Source organism: Pseudonocardia sp. NPDC049635 (assembly GCF_040659795.1).
In the GTDB taxonomy this organism is placed as follows: Bacteria; Actinomycetota; Actinomycetes; order Mycobacteriales; family Pseudonocardiaceae; genus Pseudonocardia.
Genome location: NZ_JBFAON010000007.1, coordinates 215,917 through 237,268, shown reverse-complemented (window position 1 = coordinate 237,268; position 21,352 = coordinate 215,917). Strand labels below are relative to the sequence as shown.

Below are 21,352 nucleotides of genomic sequence, written 5' to 3'. Positions count from 1 at the left end.
CGTGAACGCCCGGCTCGCGGTGTGAGCCGGACTCAGCCGCCCTGACGTAGCTTCGCCAGCATCTCGTTGTACGCCTTCAGTTCGGCGTCGTCGTCCCGGGCGGCCTGGCGGTCCTTCCGGGCCGCCTCCCGGGAGTCGTCCCGGGACCACTGCACGACCAGGGTGACCATCACCAGCAGCATCGGCAGCTCACCGGTCGCCCAGGCGATCCCGCCGCCGACGCTCTGGTCGGCCGCCAGGTCCAGCCACGGCAACCCCACCTGGGCGTAGAAGTTCCGGCCGAGGACGGTCGACGAGCTCATCACGGCGATCCCGAAGAACGCGTGGAACGGCATCGTCGCGAGCAGCACCGCGAGCCGGCCCAGGTGCGGGAGCCTGTGCGGTGCGGAGTCGACACCGATCAGCGGCCAGAAGAACAGGTAGCCCACCAGCACGAAGTGCAGGTTCATCAGCTGGTGCGTCCAGTGGAACCGCAGCGCACCGTCGAACAGCGACGTGAAGTACAGGACGTAGAAGGATCCGACGAACAGCACCGCGGCACACCCGGGATGGGTCAGCACGCGGGCGGCCCGCGAGTGCACCGCGGCGAGCAGCCACTCCCGGGGCCCCGGGGGGTTGCCCCGGCCCGCCGGACGCAGCACCCGCAGCGCCAGCGTCACCGCTCCCCCCAGGCTGAGCAGGATCGGGGTGAGCATGTTCAGCGTCATGTGGCTGATCATGTGGACGCTGAACATGGCGGGGGAGTAGAACCCGAGGCCGGACGACGTCGCGAACAGCAGTGCGGCGCAGCCCAGCATCCACGCCCACGTCCGGCCGACCGGCCACCGGACCCCGCGCGCGGCGAGCCGCCGCACCCCGAGGGCGTACAGCCCGGCGAGCAGCAGCGCCCCGGTGCCGAAGACGATGTTCCAGCGCCACTCGACCAGCATCGTCAGCGCGCTGAACGGCCGGTCGATGTTCCAACCGATCAGCGTCTCCAGCGCGGTGTCCGGACGCACCAGGAAGCGGGGCGGCACCAGCCGGGTCCCGGCGACACCCAGCGCGGCGACCGCCGCGCCGGCCACCGCCAGTACCGGGAGCAGCCGTCCGGCGGCGTCCGGGCGGGGGGAGGAGAGCACGCGGACGAGCACCGCCGTCCCGGCGACCAGCAGTGCGAGCAGCACCGCGGACACGGCGACGGTCGTGGCGTACGCCGACCCGGCCCACGGCCCGTTCCAGACGACCACGACCTGGAAGACGATCTCGGCGACGAGGTAGACCGACCCGGCGCCGGCGAGCAGCGCCCCGCCTCGACGCCCGGCCGCACCGGCGAGCGAGCCGCCGTGGATCCGGTATGCGGTCAGTGCTGCGCAGACACCGAGGAACACCACCCCGGCGAGCGCCCGCAGCATCGAGCCGTCACCGCTCCAGTCGTGGGCCATGCCGGTGGCGGCCGGGTGCACGGCCGCGGGGAACAGGGCGGTGGCCGCCGCGAACACGCCGAGCGCGGCGGCGCCCTTCCAGCTCAGCGCGTAACCGGCCCCGGCGGCGACCAGCAGCAATCCGGCCCCGGCCAGGGTCCAGCCCATCGGCTCGTCCAGCGTCGCGGCCGCGCCGAGCCAGCCGAACGGTCCGGCGCCGGCCAGGTCGCTCAGGCCGGTTCCGGACATGTCGGCGACCGACAGCCAGCCCGCGGTGATCCCGGTGACACCGCCGAGCAGCGCGGCCAGCGCACCGCGGCGCAGCGCCCGGTAGCCCTGCACGTCCACGGTTCCGGACGCCTGCGGTGCCGCGACCAGACCGGCGACCAGCAGGGACCCGGCCGCGACGGCCATCGCGGCCACCGTCGCAACCCGGGCGAGCACGTTCCCGATCCGGACCACATCGTCGGGGACGGGAAGCCCGCCCTGGGCCCAGTAGCCGTCGTCGCCGATGGTGAGGGCCACCGCGACGCCACCGCAGATCGCCACGACCAGCAGGGTCGCTGCCGTGGTGAACGGGCGGAGGTCGCGGCCGCGCCGACCGGTGCGGTCACCGGCATCCGGTCGCACCGTGGCCGGCGCCGGCTCCGTGCTCGCGCTCACCGATGTTCCTCCGCAGGTCGTGCCGGACGGGCCGATCCTCGGATGCGGCCCGTGGTCTCACCCACGATGGTCCCCGATGGCCTGCCCGTGCCGCCGCCCCGGGTAGCGGAGGCCACCCGCGACGACGCCCTCGGTCAGCTCCCGCCGCCGATGAGGTCCTGCCACCACCGCTGCACGCTGGTCCAGAAACCCTGCGCGCTCTCGGTGATCTCGTCCGGGTTCGGGAGGTTCGTGGGCAGGTCCGGCAGCTCGGTCGGGATGGCCGTCGGCAGGGTCGGCAGCTCGGTGGGGAGGTTCGTCGGGATGGGGAACCCGCCGTCACCGGTCTCCTCGGTGGTCCGGGCCGGTTCGGTGGTCTCCTCGGGCTCGGTCGTCGTCGTGACCGGTGCGCTGGTCTCGCTGGTCTCGACCGGCGGCGCCGGGGCGTCCTCGTCACCCCCGCTGAACAGCAGGTAGCTGATCAGCAGCACCAGCAGCGCGACGGCGAACGCGCCGATCGCGATCCACTTCCCGGCGCCGGACGAACCCAGGTCCGCCGTGCCGGGCTCCGGCTCGGGTTGCACCGGGGCGGCCGGGGCGGGGGCGGCCGCGGCGAGCATCTCGGCGACCCGGTGGCCGTCCGGCCTGCGGTGCGGGTCGGTGGCGGTGGCCGCGGAGATCGTCGAGCGCAGCGGCTCCGGCACGTCGGCGGGCACGACCGGCGCCCGGTGCACCCGCTCGGTCGCGCCCTGCAGACCCTCGCCCTGGTACTCCTGGCGGCCGGTCCACGCCTCGAGCAGCACCAGGCCGAGCGCGTAGATGTCGGCGGGCGGGCCGACGTGGGTGCCGCGGACCTGCTCCGGGGCGAGGTAGGCGGGCGTCCCGATGATCTCACCCGCGGCGGTGTGACCGTCGACGCCGAGCAGCGCGGCGATCCCGAAGTCGGCGAGCCGGGCCCGGCCGTCGGAGTCGATGAGGATGTTGGACGGCTTCACGTCGCGGTGGGTGACGCCCTGGCCGTGCACGTAGGCGAGGGTCTGGGCGATCTCGGAGCCGATCCGCCGGATGTCGTCGGGCGGGAGGTCCTCGGTGGCGATGACGTCCTTCAGTGAGGGGCCGTCGACCAGTTCCATCACCAGGTAGGCCCGCTCGGGCTCGACCGCGAAGTCGTGCACCGCGACCAGGCCGGGATGGCGCAGGTTCGCCATGACCTGCGCCTCCTGCTCGAAGCGCTGGTCGGCCGTCGGGTCGTTGCCCGGCCCGAAGATCTTCACGGCGACCGGCCGGTTGAGCCGGGTGTCGGTGGCCCGGTGCACGTCCGCCATGCCGCCCTGCCCGATCAGGCCCTCCAGCCGGTAGCGGCCACCGAGCAGCTCCGGTTCGGTGACCGGAGCGGGCATCATCCGGGTTGCGTCGGGGCGCTGCGGGCGGGCGGCACCGTAGACGGCGGTGGGCGGCGGACCGACCCGCCGGGTCGGGTCGTCCGCGGCCGTCCGGCGGGTGTGCTCGGGGCCGGGCCGGCCCGGCGCGGCGGCTCGGCGGGTCGGGTCCTGGGGACCACCGTGCCCGGCGCCCGTGCCCTGCGGCGGCAGGGCCGCCCGGCGGGTGGGGGCGGGATCGGCGGGGCGGGCCCCACCGCGGCGGTGGTTGCCGGTACGCCACGGGTCGGGCGCCCCCCGGCGGGTCGCGTCCCGGTCGTCACCGCGGCGGGCCGCGTCCCGGTCGTCACCGCGGCGGGCCGCGTCCCGGTCGTCACCGCGCTGCACTGGCCCTCCCGATGTTCCCCGGTGTACCGGCTCCGCGACGGAGCCGGTACGAAGCTACCGGTCCGGGCAGGGCGCACCCTTCGACGGCGCGCGGTGCGGCGCCCCCCGATCCGGGGGATCCGCGGTGCGACAGGTGATCCCGGATCGGGCACCGGGGCGTTCGCCCAGGAGGCGTTCCGGTTCCCGATCCAGGATCACGCGGCTACGGCGATCCGGGCGAGCAGCTCGGCGGTCGGGCCGGGATGCACCTGGACGCCGATGTGCGAGGCGCCCAGCTCGTGCACGGTGAAGGGGTTGTCGGGGGTCAGCGCGTCGGCCTCGGCGATGTAGCGGTCCTGCAGCGCGACCGGCAGTGCGCGGTCGGCGGGCAACCGGACGTAGTGCCGCGGGATCCGGCCCCACTGCTCGGCTGTGGCCTGCACCAGGGAGTCGTCGATCAGGATCGACTCGTCCGGGTCCTGCACGTGCAGGTAGGCCAGCAGCTGGTCACGGGTGCCGTCGGCGAGCAGCGCCTCCTGCAGCAGGTCCAGCATGTCCGGGTCCGCGGTGCGCCAGTTCAGCCGCAGCCCGCGGATCGTCGTCGGGTTCGCGACGACCAGCGCGGTGGTGCGGTGCAGCAGGCTGTCCGCGTTCTCCGGGGCGGTCTGGTACGCGCCGGAGTCGGTGTTCACCGGGCAGTGCGCCGAGATGTAGACGAGCCGGTCCACGAGCTCGGGGTGGCTGTTCCCCACGGCGGTGAGGGTGAGCCCGCCCCGGCTGACCCCGGCGAGGACGACCGGTCCGTGCTCCTTGGCGCGGCGCAGCACCTCTGCCATGTGGGCGACGTCGTCCGGTGTGCCGATGCCCTTCATCCCGCTGGGCTCGGAGCCGAGCAGCGCCGGGTCCTGGGAGCCCAGGTAGCCCCGCGGGATGCGCGCGCCGGCGCCGTGCCCGGGCAGGTCGACGGCGAGCGCCCGGACCCCGCGCAGTGCGAGCTCACGCACCACACCGTTCCAGGACGAGGCGTTGCACCCCATGCCGTGCACCAGTACGACGGTCGGATCCCCGGTAGCCACGGTCGGCCATCCTGCCCCGCGCCGCTCGGTGCACGCCAGGGATCAGCGCGCGACGGCGGGGGTCCGCAGGTCGGCGGCCGGGAACGGGGGGCGGTCGTCGAGGCGGACCGAGAGCTTCCCGGCGGCCCGCCAGGCCCGCGCGGTGAGGTCGGTGTCCTCGTCGGTGACCAGGTTGCCCATCACCCGCAGGGCGACCGTCATCAGGCTGCGTGAGCGCATCCCGACCGGCCCGGCGATCGGGAGCAGCCGCGGGATCGTGATGAGCCCGGCGAGCCGCCGGGCTATCGAGAACGCCAGGCCGTAGTGCGAGCGCAGGGTGGCGGGCCAGGCGGTGTCCAGGTCGGCGCCCGCGGTCAGCAGTTCGGCGACCAGCCTGCCGGTCTCCAGGCCGTAGTCGATGCCCTCGCCGTTGAGCGGGTTCACGCAGCCCGCGGCGTCCCCGATCAGTGCCCAGTTGCGGCCGGCGACCCCGGACACCGCCCCGCCCATCGGCAGCAGCGCCGAGCGGGGGAGATCGACCTTCCCGTCCAGCTGCCAGTCGGCGCGGCGGGCGTTCGCGTAGTGCTCGATCAGCGAGCGCAGCTTGATGTTGGCCGGGCGCCGGTCGGTCGCCAGCGTCCCGACGCCGATGTTGACCCGGCCGTCGTTCAGCGGGAACAACCAGCCGTAGCCGGCGAGCACCTCGTCGTTCTCGCCGCGCAGCTCCAGGTGCGAGCTGATCCACGGGTCGTCGTGCCGCCCGGAGCGGATGTATCCGCGGGCGGCGACGCCGTAGGCGGTGTCCTGGTGCCACTCCCGGCCGAGCACGCGGCCCAGCGTGGAGCGTGCCCCGTCGGCGACGACCAGGCGCCGGCAGGCGATCGTGCGCCCGTCGGCGAAGACGACGGACCCGACCCGGTCGCCGGAGAACACGACGTCGACCGCCTTCGCGCCGTCGAGCGGGACCGCGCCGGAGTCGAGCGCGACCTGGCGGATCCCGGCGTCGAGCTCGGTGCGCGGGATGGCGGACCCGTGCGCGGGCAGCGAACCGCCCGGCCAGGGCAGCTCCAGGACCTGTCCGAACCCGTGCGCCCGCAGGCCCTGGTTGGTGCCGTGACCGTCCACCCAGTCGCCGAGGCCGAGCCGGGCCAGCTCGGCGATCGCCCGCGGGGTCAGCCCGTCACCGCAGGCCTTGTCCCGCGGGAACCGGGCGGCGTCGGCGAGAACGACGTCGAGGCCGTGCCGGGCGGCCCACGCCGCCGCCGCGGCACCGGCCGGTCCCGCGCCGACCACCAGCACGTCGGTGCGCTCCGGGGCGGGCGGCTCCGGGGCGTCGGGGACGGTGGGCGACGGGACGGAACTCATGGCCCCAGTGTCGCAATCCGGCGGTGAGGCCCGCCGCCGAGCGTGCCCCCGGTCACGGCCGGACACATCGGTCGAGGACGACGTCGTGGACGTGGCGGGCCCGCCCCGGGTCCCGCAGCGCCAGCTCGTAGGTGTGCGGGCCGACCGTGAGGGCGAGCCGGTCGGAAGGGACGAAACCGCCGGTCACGGTGCGACCGGACAGCAGCGAGACCGATCCGACCCGGCCGTACGGAATCGAGGTGAGCGCCGTTCTCGCCCCGTCGAAGGCGTTGTCCTGCAAGAGGATTCGCAGCTCTGTCAGGCCGATGAAGCCGATCGAGGGGTCGAGGGCGTCGTAGACGGCGATGATCCGTTCACCGGGCAGCAGCGCGGCGGCGACCGTGTCGAGCTGGTCGCGCTCGTCGAACAGCGGGCCGCTCACGACCGGCCCCACGCCTCGGCCGCGGCCAGTGCCACGCCGAACAGTCCCGCCCGGGCCGCGCGGGCCGTCGTCCAGCCGCGGTGTTCCCAGCTCTCCCCGGCCAGCGAGTCGGCGGCCAGGAACACCTGGCCGTAGCCGATCCCGAGCCGCCGGGCGGCGGCCACCAGCGCGGACGCCTCCATGTCGACCACCGCGCAACCCTCCGCCCGGCGGCGGTCGATCCGGCCACGGGTCTCCCGGTAGACGGCGTCGGTGGTCCAGCAGCGCCCGACGGTCCAGGGGACGCCGGCGTCGTCGAGCGCCCGTTCGAGCACCGCGATCCCGGCCGGGTCGGCGTCCAGGGTGCGGGAGGGCGGCAGGTAGTGGAACGACGTGCCCTCGTCGCGCAGCGCGCTGCCGAGCACCACCGCGTGCCCCGCCGTCAGCTCGTGGCGCAGCGCACCCGCCCCGCCGACGCCGACGACCCGCCGCACGCCCATGGCGGCCAGGTTCTCCAGGAACATCGCGGCCAGCGGTGCCCCGAGACCGGGGTGCAGTACCGCGACCGGATGCCCGGTCGGGCCGTGGGTGAGCCGGACCGGTGTGCGGCCCAGTTCGGTCCGGAACACCGACAGCGCGCGGGCGTCGCCGAGCGCGTCGACCACCTCCGGGAACCAGCAGAGCACCGCGGTCCCCGGCATGTCCGGCGGCCGGCGCACGACGGACGCGGCGCGCAGGACGCCCTCCTCGGCCAGGTCGTCCTCGGTCAGCGGCAGGTCCACGGAGGGAGATCCTGCCCGGTGATCACCCCTCGTGAACACGGCGCCCGCCGGGCGGGCGTGCCGCTCCGGAACGGGCGAGGGGGCCCGGGCAGTATGGTCGGGGGAAGTGAGGGCCCGCGGACCGCGGGGCCGGTGGACGGTGGAGCAGGCATGGCCGGAGAGTTCCGCGGCCCGCCCCCGCGTGGTGGCCCGCCGCCGCAGGGCGGCCGGCCGGGCAGCCCGGGCTGGGCGAACCAGCCGGGGCGCGGCGCCCGCCCGCTCCCCGGGCGGGGCGGACGCCCGATGCCGCCGCCACAGCAGCCACAGCCGCCGCAACCGCCCCGGCGGCCCCGTCAGCCGCCGCCGGTGCGCGGCCGGGGCCCGCTCCGCTCGCCGCCCCCGGGCCGGACGTCCCGGGCGGGCCGGCCGCAGCGTGGCACCGCGATGCCCCGCCCGGCCGGCCCCGCCGGTCCCGGTCCGGGTGTGCACCCGGCCTCGCTCGCCCCCCGGGACGGGCGGATCACCAAGGGCCCCACGCTTCCCGACTGGCGGCGGGCGCGCGGGATGCTGCGCGGCCGCTGGAAGGCCGTCCTGGTCGTGCTGCTCGTCGCGTTCGTCGGCTTCGGGGTCTACCTGGACCAGAACATGACCCGGGTGGAGGCTCTCCCGGCCGAGAGCGCGGGCAGCGGCTCCGGCACGAACTACCTGATCGTCGGCTCGGACAGCCGGGACGGCCTCTCCGCCGAGGACGAGGAGCGGCTGGCGACCGGTGACGTGGCGGGCCAGCGCACCGACACGATCATGTTGCTGCACAGCGGCCGATCCGGTGACGTGTTGATCTCGTTGCCGCGCGACTCCTACGTCCCGGTCCCCGGGCACGGCAGCAACAAGATCAACGCCGCGTTCGCGATCGGCGGCGCGCCGCTGCTCGTGCAGACCGTCGAACAGGCCACCGGTCTGCGGATCGACCACTACGTCGAGGTCGGTTTCGGCGGCTTCGTCGGCGCGGTGGACGCCGTCGGCGGGGTCGAGATGTGCCTCGACGAGGCGATGAACGACCCGCTCGCCGGGCTGGACATCGAAGCCGGCTGCCAGGAGATGGACGGCCGGACCGCGCTCGGCTACGTCCGGACACGGGCCACGCCCGGCTCCGACTTCGACCGGGTGCAGCGGCAGCGGGAGTTCCTCTCGGCGCTGCTCGGCAAGGCGACCAGCCCGCTGACGCTGGCCAACCCGTTCCGCACGGTCCCGCTCGCGTCCGCGATCACCGAGACCATCACCGTCGACGAGTCGGACCGGCTGTGGAACGTGGCCGGCCTGGCCTGGGCGATGCGCGGCGCGTCCGGCACCGACGGGATCCAGACGACGGTGCCGATCGGCGGCAGCGCCGGTGGGTCGAACCTGCGCTGGGACCGGGAACGCGCGTCGGCGCTGTTCGGGGCGTTGCAGAACGGCGAGCGCCCGCCCGAGTCGAGCTTCGGCCCCTGAGCTCAGGCGGTCTTGCGGCTGCGACGGCGGGTGCCGGTGGGCTTCGCGTCGCTGCCCGACCCGGTACCGCTCCCGGTGCCGGTAGCGGACTCGCTCTTCCCGCGGGACGTGCTGCGGGAGCGGCCGGCCGACCCCGACTTCCGGCCGGACGAGCCGGACGAGCCGGATCCGGCCTCCGTTCCACCGCTGGAGCTGCCGGACCGGGAGCTCGAGCGACCCGACTTCGTGCGCGACCGCGACCCGGTACCGGACTCCGCGTCCGAGGAGCCGGAACCCTGCTTCCCGCCCGACGACCGGGCCGCGTCCACGCTCGCCTGCAGTGCGGAGAGCAGGTCGCTCATCGAGTCGGCGCCGTCGTCGGACCGCTCCGCGGCGGGGGCGGGCCGGGCGTCGCCGTCGGAGCGCTTCGCCTCGATCAGGTCGATCATCGCGTCCCGGTACTCGTCGTGGAACTCGGCCGGGTCGAAGTCGGCACCCATGGACTCGACCAGCGAGGCCGCCATCTTCAGCTCCTGCGGGCGCAGCTCGACGTCGGTCTCCAGCACGTCGAAGTCGGGCTCGCGAACCTCGTCGGTCCAGATCAGGGTCTGCAGCACGATCACCTTGCCGCGCACCCGGAGCAGCGCGAGGGTCTCGCGCTGGCGCAGGGCCACCTTCACCACGGCCGTCCGGTCGGTCTCGTTGAGCGCCTCGCGCAGCAGCGCATAGGGCTTCGCGGCCTTCGTCTCCGGCTCCAGGTAGTAGGTCTTGTCGAACAGCATCGGGTCGATCTGGTCGTTCGGCACGAACTCGACGACGTCGATCTCGTGGCCGGTGGACACCGGCAGCGAGGCGAGGTCGTTCTCGTCGAGGGTGATCAGCTCACCCTCGGGCGTCTCGTAGCCCTTCACGATGTCGGCGTAGGTGACCTCCTCGCCGCACACCTCGCAGGTCCGCTTGTAGCGGATCCGGCCACCGTCCTCGCCGTGCACCTGGTGGAACCGCACGTCGTGGCTGGACGTCGCCGAGTACACCTTGATGGGGACACTGACCAGGCCGAACGACACGGCCCCGCTCCAGATGGCTCGCACTGGCTCGTCCCCCTCGCCCCGGCGTTCGGTGACAGCATGACGGTGTGTTGCCCATGCTCGCCACCCCCGGACCGCTCCCGACCGGCCCGGACTGGTCGTTCGAGGTCAAGTGGGACGGCATGCGCGTGCTGGCGTCGGTCACCGAGGGCCCCGGCGGGCCCGGCGATCCGGCACCTGTTCTGCAGCTCCGTACCCGTTCCGGCCGGGATGTCACCGCGAACTTCCCGGAGCTCACCGGGTTGGTCGATCTGGCGCCCGACGTGGTGCTCGACGGTGAGGTCGTGCTGCTCGACGACGGCGTCCCCAGCTTCGCCGCGCTCGCCCACCGCATGCAGGGAGTGCTGAGCCCGGCCGCCGCGCAGCGCCGCCCGGTGACCTTCATGGTGTTCGACGTGCTGCGGCTCTACGGGGTGCCGCTGCTCGACCGGCCGCTGGCCGAGCGCCGCGCGACGCTGGACCGGCTGGACCTCGCAGGCGTCCCGCACGTCGAGGTGTCCCCGCGCTACCCGGACGGTGCGGCGCTGCTGGAGGTCACCGCGCGGCGCGGGCTGGAGGGTGTCGTCGCGAAGCGTGAGACCTCGGTGTACCGGCCCGGGCGGCGCAGCCCCGACTGGGTGAAGGTCGCGCACCGGCACTCGCAGAGCTGCCTGGTCGGCGGCTGGCGGCCGGAGCGGACCAGCGGGAAACGGATCGGTGCGCTGCTGCTCGGCGTGCCCGGCCCGGGCGGGCTGGAGTTCGCCGGGCGGGTCGGATCCGGCCTCGCCGGTACGGCGGTGCAACAGGTGCTGACCGAACGGCTCGCGGCGGTGGAGTCCACCGCGTCGCCGTTCGCGGCACCGATCGGGCGGGTGGACGCCACCGGGGCCAGATGGTGCACCCCGGCCGTCGTGGTGGAGATCGCGCACCTGGGGTGGACGCAGGCGGGTCGGCTGCGCCAGCCGGTGTTCCGCGGGGTGCGCGACGACGTCGACCCGGCCGACGTGCGCCGGGAACCGGGATGATGACACGATCACCACGCTTCTGCACGCGCGGCGCGGCGGTGTGGAACGAGGGTCCCGCGACGTCGAGCCGATGCGGAGGTGTGCATGGCGATCATGCTCAGCTGGCGTTCCGAACCGGACACCGGGGGAGGTCTGGAGTCCGCCCGGATCACCACGGCCGGCGGCGGGTTCCGGGCGGTCGGCCGGATGATCCGTGGGGTCCCCGGCCTCCCGGGTGGCGTGCTCACCGCGTCGTACCGGTTGGTCGTGGCCGGTGACGGCTCGCTGTCCCGGCTCGCGGTGGACGTCGCGACCGCCGGTGGCGAGCAACAGCTGACGATCAGCCGCAGCACCGACGGGGTGTGGCTGGTCGACGACGGCTCCGGCGGGACCCGCGGCGAGTTCCACGGCGCCCGTGACGTCGATCTCGCGTTCAGCCCGGTGTTCGACGCGCTGCCGATCCGGCGGCTCGGGCTGCACCGGGACCGGGGCGAGCACGTCGTCCCGATGGTGGTCGTCGACCTCCCGACACTGCGGGTGGAGGCGACCGAGCAGGTCTACCGGACGGTGCGGGCGGGCACCGCCGCCGAGCCCGCGGTCGTCGGGTTCGAGGCGGGCGGGGTGTCGGCGCAGGCGGCCGGCACGATGACGCAGATGACCGTCGACGACGACGGATTCGTCATCGACTACCCGGGGCTGGCCGCCCGCACGGAGCTGCCCGCCGGGTGAGCGCGGGCTACTTCCAGGGTTCGACGACCTCGCCGCGCCGTCCCAGCTCGCGCAGCTCGGCCAGCACCGCGGAGGGCTCCCCGTCCAGGGACACCGGCAGCTCCAGCGGTTCCCGGGTGGACGCCCAGCGCATCCGCGCCTCGTGCCCGGCCCGCACGGTCGCGGCGAGACCGCCGGTGGAGGCCAGTGCGCCGCGCATCGCGCCGAGCCGGCCCAGCGCGTCGTCGACGGCGGCGAGCAGCGACGCGCGGTTGCCCTCGCACATCGCCAGCACCAGTTCCGGCCGGGTGCCGGCGACCCGGGTCCCGTCGGCGAACGAGCTCGCGGACAGGGCGAGTGCGAGATCGTCCCCCTGGTCCCCGGCGCCGACCGAGGCGAGCACGGCGGCGAACAGGTGCGGCAGGTGCGAGATCCGGGCGACCGCGATGTCGTGCTCGTCGGCGGCCGCGGGGACCACCCGCGAGCCGCAGGCCCAGGCCAGCTCGGCGACGTCGCGCCACACGTCGAGATCCAGGCCGTCGTCGGCGGCGACCACCCAGGCGGCACCGTCGAACAGGTCCGGATCGCTCGCCGCCCAGCCGGACTCCGCGGTCCCCGCCATCGGGTGCCCGCCCACGTAGCGGGCGCGGGGGGCGAACTCGGCGACCGCGTCGGCGACCGCGACCTTCACACTGACCGCGTCGGTGAGCCGGCAGGCGGGGGCGACCGCGTCGATCCGGCGCAGCACCGGTTCGAGCGCGGTCAGCGGGACCGCGACGACGACCAGCGCGTCGGCAGCGGCCGCCCGGGCCAGTGCGGCGTCGGTGTCGGTGGTGACGTCGAAACCGTCGGCGGCGGCCGCTGCGGCGGTGGAGTCGGAGGCGGCGGTGCCCCAGACGTCACGGCCGGCGCGTGCCGCGGCACGCATCAGCGACCCACCGATCAGTCCGGCCCCCAGCACGCACACCGCTCGCATGCGTCCGGAGGGTAGAGGCCGCCCGGCCGGGTGCCTCAGCGGCCCGTCGCGAGGAACGACTCGCCGCGCGGTGAGACCCGGTACCCGGTACCCAGGCTCTCGGTCAGCCCGAGGTTCGTGAGTTTCCGGACGTCGAGCTTCAGCGGGTCCCGTTCCCGCCCGAGCCGGCGCGCCAGATCGGCCGCCCGTTCCCCGGGATGGGCGGCGATGCACCGCAGCGTCGCCCTGGTCCACGACCCGTGCCGGGACGCCCGGTCCAACCGGTCCAGCCGCCGGACGAGCTCGTCGAGCTCCCCGGGGCCGGTCGGCGGCTCGTCGCGCAGCGCCACGCGCGGGTCGGGTCCGGCGGCGCGCAGCCGGATCCGGAAGACCGGGTCACCGGGGGAGCCGCGGAAGGACCCGCGGACCACCGCGGCGGAGGCGGCGCCCGCGGCGCGCGCGTCGTCATCGGTGATCGACGACGGGTCGATCTCGTCCACCGCGACGATCTCGACGACGCCGGCGGCGGTGCGCAGCGTCGAACCAGGGCGCACCCGGGAGGTCGACCAGCGGCGGTAGGCGCGGTCGATCTCCCCGGCCGCGACGCCGCGGGCGACCGCGACCGGCAGGATCACCGCGGCCCCCGCGTCGCCGGAGCACCCGGACCACCGCGGTGCCGCCGCCTCACCGCAGGGCCTGTTCGATCTCGCGGGCCAGGCCCAGCAGCGCCTCGTCGCCCGCCGTGACCCCCACCAGCTGCACGCCCGCCGGGAGCCCCGGGACCGGGACCGGCAGCGCCACCACCGGCAGGTCCATCAGGTTGAACGGCGAGGTGGTCTCCAGCAGGGCCTGCCGGACCGCGACGTCCCCGTCCGGTGTGGACACCTGGTCGACGCCGATCGGCACCGCACGCAGCCGGGTGGTGGGGCAGAGCAGGACGTCGCAGCCGAGGTGCCCGCGCAGCGCGGTGGCGAGCCGGCGCCGGGTCCGTTGCGCGTCCACGTAGACGTGCGCCGGGACGTCGGCGTGCGGGGCGAGCCGTTCGGCGGTGGCGGGCTGGTACTCGTCACGACGGGTGGTGAACCACTGCCGGTGTGTCGCGTACGCCTCGGCGCCGGTGATCACCGGGTAGGTGGCGGCCAGCTCGTCGACACCGGGTGTGTCCTGTTCGGAGACCTGCACGCCGAGACCGGTGAGCGTGTCGGCCACCACCCGGACCGCGTCGGCGATCACCGGATCGTGCGGGCGCCACCACGGGCCGGTCGCCACCCCGACCCGGAGCGGCCGGCCACGTCCGGGCCCGGACGCCGCCGCACCGGTGAGGGCGGACCGGGCGAGGGTCAGCGAGGCGGCGTCGGCGGCGAGCAGCCCGACGGTGTCGAACGAGTCCGCCAGCGGGAACACCCCGGCCCCGGGGAGCACACCGCGGCGCGGCTTCCAGCCGGCCACCCCGCACAGCGCGGCCGGGGTGCGCACGCTCGCCCCGGTGTCGGTCCCGACGGTGAGCGGCAGGTGCCCGGCCGCGACCGCCGCGGCCGGCCCGGACGACGACCCGCCGGTCACCCGGGTGAGGTCGTGCGGGTTGCGGGCGGGGCCGGTGGCCGCGACGTCACCGACCGGGCCGTAGGCGAACTCGTGGGTGTGCAGCTTCCCGACGACGACCGCCCCCGCCGCGCGGAGCATCGCCACGACCGGGGCGTCGGTCCGGGCGGGCGGTGCGTCGTCGAGCAGGCGCGACCCGCAGCGGGTCGGCAGCCCGGCGACGTCGACGACGTCCTTGACGCCGACGGCCACGCCGTGCAGCGGACCGGCGCGCTCACCGCGGCGCGCGAGCGCCGTCAGCCCGGCGGCGCGGGCGCGCGCGCCCGCACGGTCGAGGCCGATGACGCTGCCGGTCCGGTCGGCGTCGAGACGGGCCAGGACGTCGTCGAGATGGTCGGTGGGGGAGAGCTCACCGGAGTCCAGGGCCCGCACCAGGTCGGGGAGCGGCAGCACCGGCCCAGCCTGCCGTCACCGGCCGGTACGGACAAGCGGCCCGCGCACCGTCAGGACAGCGCGGCCAGCGCCAGGCCCGCGTACACGGCGACCCCGGCGGGGAACGCGGCCTCGTCGAACACCACCCGGTTCGAGTGGTTCGGCGGCGCGTCCGCGGCGGCGATCCCGGGCGGTCGCGCCCCGAGGAACGCCAGCGCCCCCGGGACCCGGGCCAGGACGTAGGAGAAGTCCTCGGAGCCCATCAACGGGTTCGCCATGGGTACGCAGGCGGTGCGGCCCAGCACCTGCTCGCCGACCCGGGCCAGCGCCGACGCCGCCCGGGGGTCGTTCACCGTGACCGGGTAGCCCCGGACGATCCGGACCTCGGCGGTGCATCCGTGCGCGAGCGCGACATGGCGGCAGTGCTGGGTGATCTCGGAGTGCAGCAGTGCCCGCACCGGCTCGGACAGCGTGCGCAGGGTGCCGGTCAGCTCGGCCGTCTCGGGGATGACGTTGTCGGTCGTGCCGGCCTGGATCCGGGCCACGGTGAGCACCGCCGCGTCGTGCGGGGCGACCCTCCGGCTCAGCAGCGTCTGCAGCCCGCCGACCATGGCCGCGGCCGCCGGGACCGGGTCGCAGGCGTCCTGCGGTGCGGACGCGTGCCCGCCCCGGCCGGTCACCGTCACCGTCAGCACGTCGGCCGCCGCCATGATCGGGCCGGGCCGGTGGTGCAGCTCGCCGCTGGGGACGGTCGAGGAGATGTGCAGCGCGTAGGCGAGTTCCGGGCCGTCGTCGAGCAGTCCCTCGTCGATCATGTGCCGGGCCCCGTGGAACCCCTCCTCGCCGGGCTGGAACATCAGCAGCACCCGGCCGGCGATGCGATCGGCGTACCCGGCCAGCAGCCGGGCCGCCGACGCCAGCATCGCGGTGTGCGTGTCGTGCCCGCAGGCGTGCATCGCACCGTCGATCCCGGACGCGAACTCCAGACCGGTGTCCTCCTGCAGCGGCAGCGCGTCCATGTCGCCGCGCAGCAGCACCGTCGGCCCGGGCCGCGCGCCCTCCAGGACGGCGACCACCGAGCTGCACGACCGGCCGGTCCGCACCGAGAGCGGCAGGTCCCCCAGCGCGTCGAGAACGGCCTCGCGGGTGCGCGGCAGGTCCAGCCCCAGCTCGGGCGCCCGGTGCAGCGCGCGGCGCAGCGCGACGGTCCGCGGCTGGAGCGCGCGTGCCTGCGCGAGCAGCCCGCCGGGCAGGCGGGACACCGACGTGGGGGTGATGGGCATGGACCGATCGTCGTCCACCGCCGTCCGCCGGGCGACCCGCGGGACCGATGTGACCACGCATACCTGGTCGTGGCGTGGCTCACACGCCGTTCTGGACGTACCGTTGTCGCCGTGCCAACCCAGAGCGTCGAGGCAGCCCCGGACACCCGGGGCTCCGCCCTGCCCGGATTCGCGGTCGCCGCGATCCGCGAGGAGGGTCGGTGGCGCTGCGTCCGGCTCGACGCCGAGGCGCTCGTCGACCTCGACGCGGCGATCAGCGCGCTGCGCGCGTTGCGGTCCACCGGGGCGGTGCTCGGCCTGCTCGATGTCGACGACGAGTTCTTCGTCCTGCTGCGCCCGTCCGCGGGCGGGGTGCGGCTGCTGATCTCCGACGCGGTCGCCGCACTGGACTACGACGTCGCGGCCGACGTGCTCGATCTGCTGCGCGTCGAGCTCCCGCCGGACGACGACCTGCTCGACGACCCCTGGCCGGAGGGCGACCTCGCCATCCTGGCCGATCTCGGGCTGCCCGCCGACGAGCTGGAGGTCCTGGTCTCCGACCTGGAGCTCTACCCCGACGAGCAGCTCGACACGATCGCCCGCCGCTGCGGCTTCGCCGGCCAGCTGGACGAGATCGTCAACTCCTGAGCGTGTTCCGGCCGGCCGACGAGGCAGCCGTTGCCCGTGCGCTGCAGGTGGCGCGGGCGGCACCGGCGACCGGTGACGTCCCGATCGGGGCCGTCGTGCTCGCCGCCGACGGCTCCGAACTGGCCGCCGCGTGCAACGCCCGCGAGGCGCTCGGGGACCCCACCGCGCACGCCGAGGTGCTCGCGCTGCGCGCCGCCGCGCGGGTCGTCGGTTCGTGGCGGCTCACCGGTTCGACGCTCGCGGTGACCGTCGAACCGTGCACGATGTGCGCCGGTGCGATCGGGCTCGCCCGGATCGAGCGGGTGGTGTTCGGCGCCTGGGAACCGAAGACGGGCGCCGCCGGATCGCTGTGGGACGTGTTGCGGGACCGCAGGCTGGCGCACCGTCCGGAGGTCGTCGGCGGGGTCCGGGAGGGGGAGGCGGCGGCCCTGCTGGAGTCGTTCTTCGCCGATCACCGCGGCTGACCCCCCGCCCGTTCCGCGCGCGACCGTCTAGTAGCCTTCTCGGCGGTAGCGTGTCCGAGCGGCCGAAGGAGCGCGCCTCGAAAGCGCGTGAGGTTCACGCCTCCGTGGGTTCAAATCCCACCGCTACCGCCAGGTCAGAGGGCCGGATCCCCGGGTCGGGGGTCCGGCCCTCCGTCGTTGGTCGCGGTTCCGGTGGCAGTTGCGCCTCGCGGGCTGGTCGCCACAGGCCCCTTCCACGCCCGCTTCGGCGAGGGGTGGGCGCCCGGCTTCGTCGACGCGCTGTCGGCCGGAGTGGAACGCCGTGCCCGTGTGCCTCCGGAGGGTGTCGGGACGCTGGACGGAGTCGGTGTCAGGCGTGCAGGACGGGGCGGTACGTGAGCTCCTGGGTGCGGCCGTCGAAGGTCACCGGGCTCGGCAGCGCGCCGACCGCCCGGGGTCGGTCCCCGGCTCCCGGTGTCCGACCACGGTCCGACGCCCACGATCGTCCCCTGCTCCGATGTGTCGTACCCCGGTTCGGCGGGACGCTGGGCGTGCAGCGCCGGAAGGTGGCGCGAAGTGGAGGAGCAGGAGATGACCACGGTGACCCACGATCCGAACGGCCCGGCCCCGCGCAGCGTGGGCGACCCGGACACCTATCCCGTGCTGACCGTGCTGATGCTGATGCTCGGCGGCTTCGTGCTGCCGGTCGTCGGCTGGCTGGCCGGGGTGGTGATGCTCTGGACCGGGCGGGCGTGGACGGTCGGCGAGAAGTGGCTCGGCACGCTGGTGTGGCCCGCCGTCGTCGTCGTTCCGGCGGCGGTTCCGGTGTTCGGCGTGCTGTCGGGATCGGGCGGCGCGCCGGCCTGGACCATCGGGGTCGGGCTCGTGCTCGGTGCGGTGGCGGTCCTGGTCGTGCTGCCGTGGACCTTCGTCCGGCTGCTGAGGGCCGGGCGTCGCTGACGCCGAGCGGGGGCCCTACCCACCGAAGAAGGTGCCCACGCTCACACGAACAGGTCATCGCAAAGTTCCTCGACGTCGTGTTAATGCGGATTAACGTGACGGCTGCCATCCGCATCTGCGGAATTGCGGTGGCGCCCGATCGTCCGTTGAGCTGGGAAAACAGCCGGAACGACCGAACGTGCTGCGGAGAAGTGGCCCGGATCGGGGTCGGACCGCCCCGCGCACCTCGGTGAACGGCACATCGTTTCGCCCTCGACGGACTCCGGCGAGCGGCTCCCCTGCATCACAGCCGCCGGAGGTGATGGAGAGGACGACGATGTCTGCCCCGACACGTGCACGCACACCACGCAGCGACGTCAGCCGACGCCGCTTTCTCGGCTACCTGGTCGCCGCGCCCACCCTGGTCGTCGCCGCCGAGCTGGGCCGCCAGCAGCTGTTCGCCCCGCCCGGGGCGTCCGCCGCGGCGATCCCGTCGCCGCCCCAGGTCGCCGATGTCTACGACCTGCTCGACGCGATCCGGGACTCCTCGCGGCCGACCGCGAACCTGGTCCGGGTCGAGGTCAACCGGGACGGGACGGTCTCGTTCGCGCTGCCCCGCTCGGACAACGGCCAGGGGATCGTCACCTCGACAGCGATGATCATCGCCGAGGAGATGGACCTCGATCCCTCGCAGGTGATCGTCACCCTGGCCGACTCCCGGCCCGAGCTGGTGTTCAACCAGCTCACCGGCGGGTCGAGCACGACGTTCTCCACCTATACCCCGATCCGGGTCGCCGCCGCGCTCGCCAAGGGCCGGCTGCTCGACGCGGCCGCGCACCTCCTCGGGCAGGACGTCGACACGCTCACCAGCCGGGCCGGCCTGATCACCGGTGCCGGTGGCAGCGCGATCCCGTTCGGCGAGCTCACCGAGGCGGCGGCCAGCGACGTCACCCGCGAGGTCCAGGTCGCGCTCAAGCCGCGCGAGGACTTCCAGGTGATCGGCACCTCGCGGACCAAGTCCGACGCCCGGGCGATCGTCACCGGCAAGAAGGAGTTCATCGCCGACCTGAAGGTCCCGGACGCGCTGCCGACCCTGATCTGCCGCGGCCCGAACCTGAACTCCGCACCGCTGGGCGTCGCGAACGCCGACGAGGTCCGGGCCATGCCGGGCGTCACCGACGTCGTCGTGGTCAGCACCGGTGTCGCGGTCCGCGCGCGCACCTACGGGCAGGCCGTCGACGCGGTCAACGCGCTGCGCGTGCGCTGGGACGCCGGCACGATCGAGGGCGAGGACGACGAGTCGATCCTGGCGAAGGTCCGCGCCGCCGAGCTCCCGCTCGCCGTCCCCTCGGTGCCCGGCGAGACCGTCGAGGGCGAGTTCGCGTTCTACTTCCGCAGCAGCTCGGCGCTGGAGACGAACACCGCGATCGCCGACGTCCGCGACGGCAAGGCGACGATCTGGACCTCGCTGAAGATCCCGATCACCGTGCAGTACGACATCGCCGAGCAGCTCGGGCTGCCGGTGAACGCGGTGACGATCCACATCATCCAGGGCGGCGGTTCGTTCGGCCGCAGGCTCTTCGGTGACGCGGCGAAGGAGGCCGCCGAGATCTCGCAGAAGATCGGCAAGCCGGTCAAGCTGATCTGGAGCCGGGCCGACGACTCCCGCCAGGGCCGGGTGCACCCGCTGGCCACCTCGCGGATCCGGGCGGTCGTCGCCGGCGAGTCGGTGGTCAGCTTCGAGCAGCGGCACACCAGCGTCGCCTGCGACTTCGGGCACGGCTTCGGTGACGCGGTCACCGCCGCCGCGGCCAAGGCGCCGCTCGGGCAGGTCGGCGTGGCGGAGGCGATCTGGGAGCTCACCCAGAACACCCCGTACGACTTCGGCGTGCAGACCCGCACCCTGTCCGAGGTGGACATGCGGTTCAACACCGGCTCGATGCGCAACGTGTACTCACCGGACGTCGGGACCGCCCGCGATCTGATCGTGGACCGGATCGCCGCGAAGATGGGCAAGGACTCCTACGAGTTCCGCCGCGAGTTCCTGCGCAACGACGCGATGCGGGCGGTGCTCGACAAGGTCGCCGAGGAGGGCAACTGGGGCCGGTCGATGAAGGACGGCACCGCCCAGGGCCTCGGGTTCCACGTCGAGTACAAGAGTTTCGCCGCCTGCCTGGTGGAGATCGACTGCCGGCCGGAGACGGTCGGCCGGGAGATCCGCGAGGCCCGCACCGGGCCGCGGGTCACCAAGGTCGTCTTCGCGAGCGACAGCGGCCTGGTGATCAACCCGCTCGGCTACAAGGCCCAGATCATGGGTGGCATCAACGACGCGATCGCGATGACGCTGACGTCGGGTCTGCACCTGACCGACGGTCATTTCGTCGAGGCGAGCTGGGACAACTACTTCTACACCCGGCAGTGGAACACCCCGCCGGAGATGGACATCTTCATCGTCGACAACGAGCGGCCCGAGCCGGGCGGGGTCGGTGAGCTGGCCGTCGCGCCGACCTGCGGGGCGATCGCCTGTGCCTACGCCCGCGCGACCGGGACGGTGCCGGAGTACTTCCCGATCATGCACAAGGACCCGCTGCCGTTCGAGCCGTACCCGACGGTCCCGCCGATCCCGCCGTCGCCGACCAACGGTCTCGAGCTGGCCCGCTGAGAGCAGGAGTTTCCTCATGTCCACACATACTTTTACGCTCAACGGTGAGCGCGTCTCGGTCGAGGTCGAGGACGACGTGCGCCTGTTGTGGGTGCTGCGGGACGTGCTCGGGGTGACCGGCCCGAAGTACGGCTGCGGGATCAACGTCTGCAAGGCCTGCACGTCGCACGTGAACGGCAAGGCGTTCAACCCGTGTGCGACGCCGGTGAGCGCTCTGTCGGAGTCGGACGAGGTGACCACGATCGAGGGTCTGGCCGACGGCGACGACCTGCACCCGATGCAGCAGGCCTGGATCGACAAGGATGTCGCGCAGTGCGGGTACTGCCAGCCGGGTCAGATCATGGCCGCGGTGGCACTGGTGCGTCGCTGCAAGGAGGAGGGCCGCAAGATCGACGACGCGGCCCTGGACGAGATCCGCAACATCTGCCGGTGCGGGACCTACAACCGGATCCGCGAGGCCATCAAGGCCGGCGCCGACGCCATGTGAGTTCTCCGGGTGACGCGCCGGGGTGGTCGCGTCCGCCGCCAGGGCTCCCGGCGGCGGCCGCGGCCCCCTTCGGGCGACACGGCTCAGCGGTTCGGCGCCGATCCGTGATCGTCACCCGGACGGGTGGTCCACCTTTCCGGGTGAAGCGCCCCGGTGCGGAGTTGGAGGTGCCTTTCGTGCCGCAGATGCGGGTAAGGGTCACCTGTCCGGTGCCGCGTTGACCTGCGAAGAACCTGATCGCCCACGAGCGGGCGCGCGGATTCGATCGACACGGGAAAGGTCTACCGGCGCGTAACCGTCGAACGATCGGCCTCGTTGCCTGCCCCGAGAGCCCATGGCGCCCTTGCTCCCCGCACGCGGGCGTCACG

Annotated in this window: 19 protein-coding genes and 1 tRNA gene; 9 read left to right on the top strand and 11 right to left on the bottom strand. The window is 74.3% G+C overall.

Translation table 11 applies throughout. The features are described 5' to 3' along the window. Nucleotides 1-32: 32 nt before the first annotated feature. From AB0J24_RS12020 to AB0J24_RS11995, 6 genes are all read right to left on the bottom strand, one after another. Nucleotides 33-2,063 (bottom strand): cytochrome c oxidase assembly protein, encoded by a 2,031-nt coding sequence (locus AB0J24_RS12020; protein ID WP_358679374.1) that lies wholly within the window; start codon nt 2,061-2,063, stop codon nt 33-35. Nucleotides 2,064-2,197: 134 nt separating this feature from the next. Next, complete coding sequence (locus AB0J24_RS12015) at nt 2,198-3,808, bottom strand: protein kinase (RefSeq protein ID WP_358679371.1); 1,611 nt, start codon at nt 3,806-3,808, stop codon at nt 2,198-2,200. Nucleotides 3,809-4,002: 194 nt separating this feature from the next. Then, nucleotides 4,003-4,863, bottom strand: a complete 861-nt coding sequence (locus AB0J24_RS12010) for an alpha/beta fold hydrolase (RefSeq protein ID WP_358679369.1) — start codon at nt 4,861-4,863, stop codon at nt 4,003-4,005. 42 nt (nt 4,864-4,905) lie between these two features. Beyond that, entirely contained in the window at nt 4,906-6,207 is a 1,302-nt protein-coding gene (locus AB0J24_RS12005; RefSeq protein WP_358679366.1) for a geranylgeranyl reductase family protein, read from the bottom strand. 52 nt (nt 6,208-6,259) lie between these two features. Next, a complete protein-coding gene (locus AB0J24_RS12000; protein ID WP_358679364.1) occupies nt 6,260-6,628 on the bottom strand; it encodes a hypothetical protein in 369 nt (122 codons plus the stop codon). Further along, a complete protein-coding gene (locus AB0J24_RS11995) occupies nt 6,625-7,389 on the bottom strand; it encodes a nucleoside phosphorylase (protein ID WP_358679361.1) in 765 nt (254 codons plus the stop codon). The genes AB0J24_RS12000 and AB0J24_RS11995 overlap by 4 nt, the downstream gene beginning before the upstream one ends. Nucleotides 7,390-7,812: 423 nt before the next feature. On the opposite strand from AB0J24_RS11995, the gene AB0J24_RS11990 reads away from it, so the two are divergent. Then, a complete protein-coding gene (locus tag AB0J24_RS11990; RefSeq protein ID WP_358679358.1) occupies nt 7,813-8,856 on the top strand; it encodes an LCP family protein in 1,044 nt (347 codons plus the stop codon). Between the two features lie 2 nt (nt 8,857-8,858). Here AB0J24_RS11990 and AB0J24_RS11985 read toward each other — a convergent pair whose 3' ends face one another. After that, on the bottom strand, nt 8,859-9,926 hold the full coding sequence (locus tag AB0J24_RS11985) for a Ku protein (RefSeq protein WP_358679355.1): 1,068 nt from the start codon (nt 9,924-9,926) through the stop codon (nt 8,859-8,861). 53 nt (nt 9,927-9,979) lie between these two features. Here AB0J24_RS11985 and ligD point away from each other — a divergent pair, with 53 nt between their 5' ends. Together ligD and AB0J24_RS11975 are read left to right on the top strand one after the other, a co-directional pair. Next, a complete protein-coding gene (ligD, locus tag AB0J24_RS11980; protein WP_358679424.1) occupies nt 9,980-10,927 on the top strand; it encodes a non-homologous end-joining DNA ligase in 948 nt (315 codons plus the stop codon). Between the two features lie 84 nt (nt 10,928-11,011). Continuing rightward, nucleotides 11,012-11,635 carry a putative glycolipid-binding domain-containing protein gene (locus AB0J24_RS11975; RefSeq protein WP_358679352.1) on the top strand — a complete coding sequence of 208 codons (624 nt, stop codon included), beginning with the start codon at nt 11,012-11,014 and terminating at the stop codon, nt 11,633-11,635. Nucleotides 11,636-11,642: 7 nt separating this feature from the next. On the opposite strand, the gene AB0J24_RS11970 is transcribed toward AB0J24_RS11975, so the two are convergent. From AB0J24_RS11970 to AB0J24_RS11955, 4 genes are read right to left on the bottom strand one after another with little or no spacing between them, the layout of a single operon-like run. Further along, the gene (locus tag AB0J24_RS11970; RefSeq protein ID WP_358679349.1) at nt 11,643-12,590 is read right to left on the bottom strand and encodes a prephenate dehydrogenase; all 948 of its coding nucleotides are present in this window, start codon (nt 12,588-12,590) and stop codon (nt 11,643-11,645) included. Nucleotides 12,591-12,625: 35 nt separating this feature from the next. Then, entirely contained in the window at nt 12,626-13,204 is a 579-nt protein-coding gene (locus tag AB0J24_RS11965) for a hypothetical protein (RefSeq protein ID WP_358679346.1), read from the bottom strand. A gap of 49 nt (nt 13,205-13,253) precedes the next feature. Next, on the bottom strand, nt 13,254-14,564 hold the full coding sequence (locus AB0J24_RS11960) for an amidase (protein WP_358679343.1): 1,311 nt from the start codon (nt 14,562-14,564) through the stop codon (nt 13,254-13,256). Between the two features lie 50 nt (nt 14,565-14,614). Further along, nucleotides 14,615-15,826, bottom strand: coding sequence for a M20 family metallopeptidase (locus AB0J24_RS11955; protein WP_358679341.1), 1,212 nt, complete (start codon nt 15,824-15,826; stop codon nt 14,615-14,617). Nucleotides 15,827-15,937: 111 nt separating this feature from the next. Here AB0J24_RS11955 and AB0J24_RS11950 point away from each other — a divergent pair, with 111 nt between their 5' ends. The 6 genes from AB0J24_RS11950 to AB0J24_RS11925 all read left to right on the top strand — a co-directional run bounded on the left by AB0J24_RS11950 (nt 15,938) and on the right by AB0J24_RS11925 (nt 20,984). Beyond that, on the top strand, nt 15,938-16,453 hold the full coding sequence (locus AB0J24_RS11950; protein WP_358679338.1) for a tRNA adenosine deaminase-associated protein: 516 nt from the start codon (nt 15,938-15,940) through the stop codon (nt 16,451-16,453). A gap of 2 nt (nt 16,454-16,455) precedes the next feature. Continuing rightward, nucleotides 16,456-16,917, top strand: a complete 462-nt coding sequence (locus AB0J24_RS11945) for a nucleoside deaminase (protein WP_358679335.1) — start codon at nt 16,456-16,458, stop codon at nt 16,915-16,917. 44 nt (nt 16,918-16,961) lie between these two features. After that, nucleotides 16,962-17,049, top strand: a tRNA-Ser gene (locus tag AB0J24_RS11940). Between the two features lie 438 nt (nt 17,050-17,487). Continuing rightward, the gene (locus AB0J24_RS11935; RefSeq protein ID WP_358679333.1) at nt 17,488-17,856 is read left to right on the top strand and encodes a hypothetical protein; all 369 of its coding nucleotides are present in this window, start codon (nt 17,488-17,490) and stop codon (nt 17,854-17,856) included. Nucleotides 17,857-18,172: 316 nt separating this feature from the next. After that, nucleotides 18,173-20,497: a molybdopterin cofactor-binding domain-containing protein gene (locus AB0J24_RS11930; RefSeq protein ID WP_358679331.1), complete on the top strand. Its 2,325-nt coding sequence runs from the start codon at nt 18,173-18,175 to the stop codon at nt 20,495-20,497. Nucleotides 20,498-20,513: 16 nt separating this feature from the next. Further along, on the top strand, nt 20,514-20,984 hold the full coding sequence (locus AB0J24_RS11925; protein ID WP_358679328.1) for a (2Fe-2S)-binding protein: 471 nt from the start codon (nt 20,514-20,516) through the stop codon (nt 20,982-20,984). Nucleotides 20,985-21,352 lie beyond the last annotated feature (368 nt).

What these genes read in the sequence shown, in the direction of transcription:
- AB0J24_RS11990 (WP_358679358.1), top strand. Translation starts at nt 7,813, where the DNA reads ATGCCCCGCCCGGCCGGCCCCGCCGGTCCCGGTCCGGGTGTGCACCCG.
- AB0J24_RS11970 (WP_358679349.1), bottom strand. Translation starts at nt 12,590, where the DNA reads ATGCGAGCGGTGTGCGTGCTGGGGGCCGGACTGATCGGTGGGTCGCTG.
- AB0J24_RS11955 (WP_358679341.1), bottom strand. Translation starts at nt 15,826, where the DNA reads ATGCCCATCACCCCCACGTCGGTGTCCCGCCTGCCCGGCGGGCTGCTC.
- ligD (WP_358679424.1), top strand. Translation starts at nt 9,980, where the DNA reads ATGCTCGCCACCCCCGGACCGCTCCCGACCGGCCCGGACTGGTCGTTC.
- AB0J24_RS11935 (WP_358679333.1), top strand. Translation starts at nt 17,488, where the DNA reads ATGACCACGGTGACCCACGATCCGAACGGCCCGGCCCCGCGCAGCGTG.
- AB0J24_RS11925 (WP_358679328.1), top strand. Translation starts at nt 20,514, where the DNA reads ATGTCCACACATACTTTTACGCTCAACGGTGAGCGCGTCTCGGTCGAG.
- AB0J24_RS11975 (WP_358679352.1), top strand. Translation starts at nt 11,012, where the DNA reads ATGGCGATCATGCTCAGCTGGCGTTCCGAACCGGACACCGGGGGAGGT.
- AB0J24_RS12005 (WP_358679366.1), bottom strand. Translation starts at nt 6,207, where the DNA reads ATGAGTTCCGTCCCGTCGCCCACCGTCCCCGACGCCCCGGAGCCGCCC.
- AB0J24_RS11930 (WP_358679331.1), top strand. Translation starts at nt 18,173, where the DNA reads ATGTCTGCCCCGACACGTGCACGCACACCACGCAGCGACGTCAGCCGA.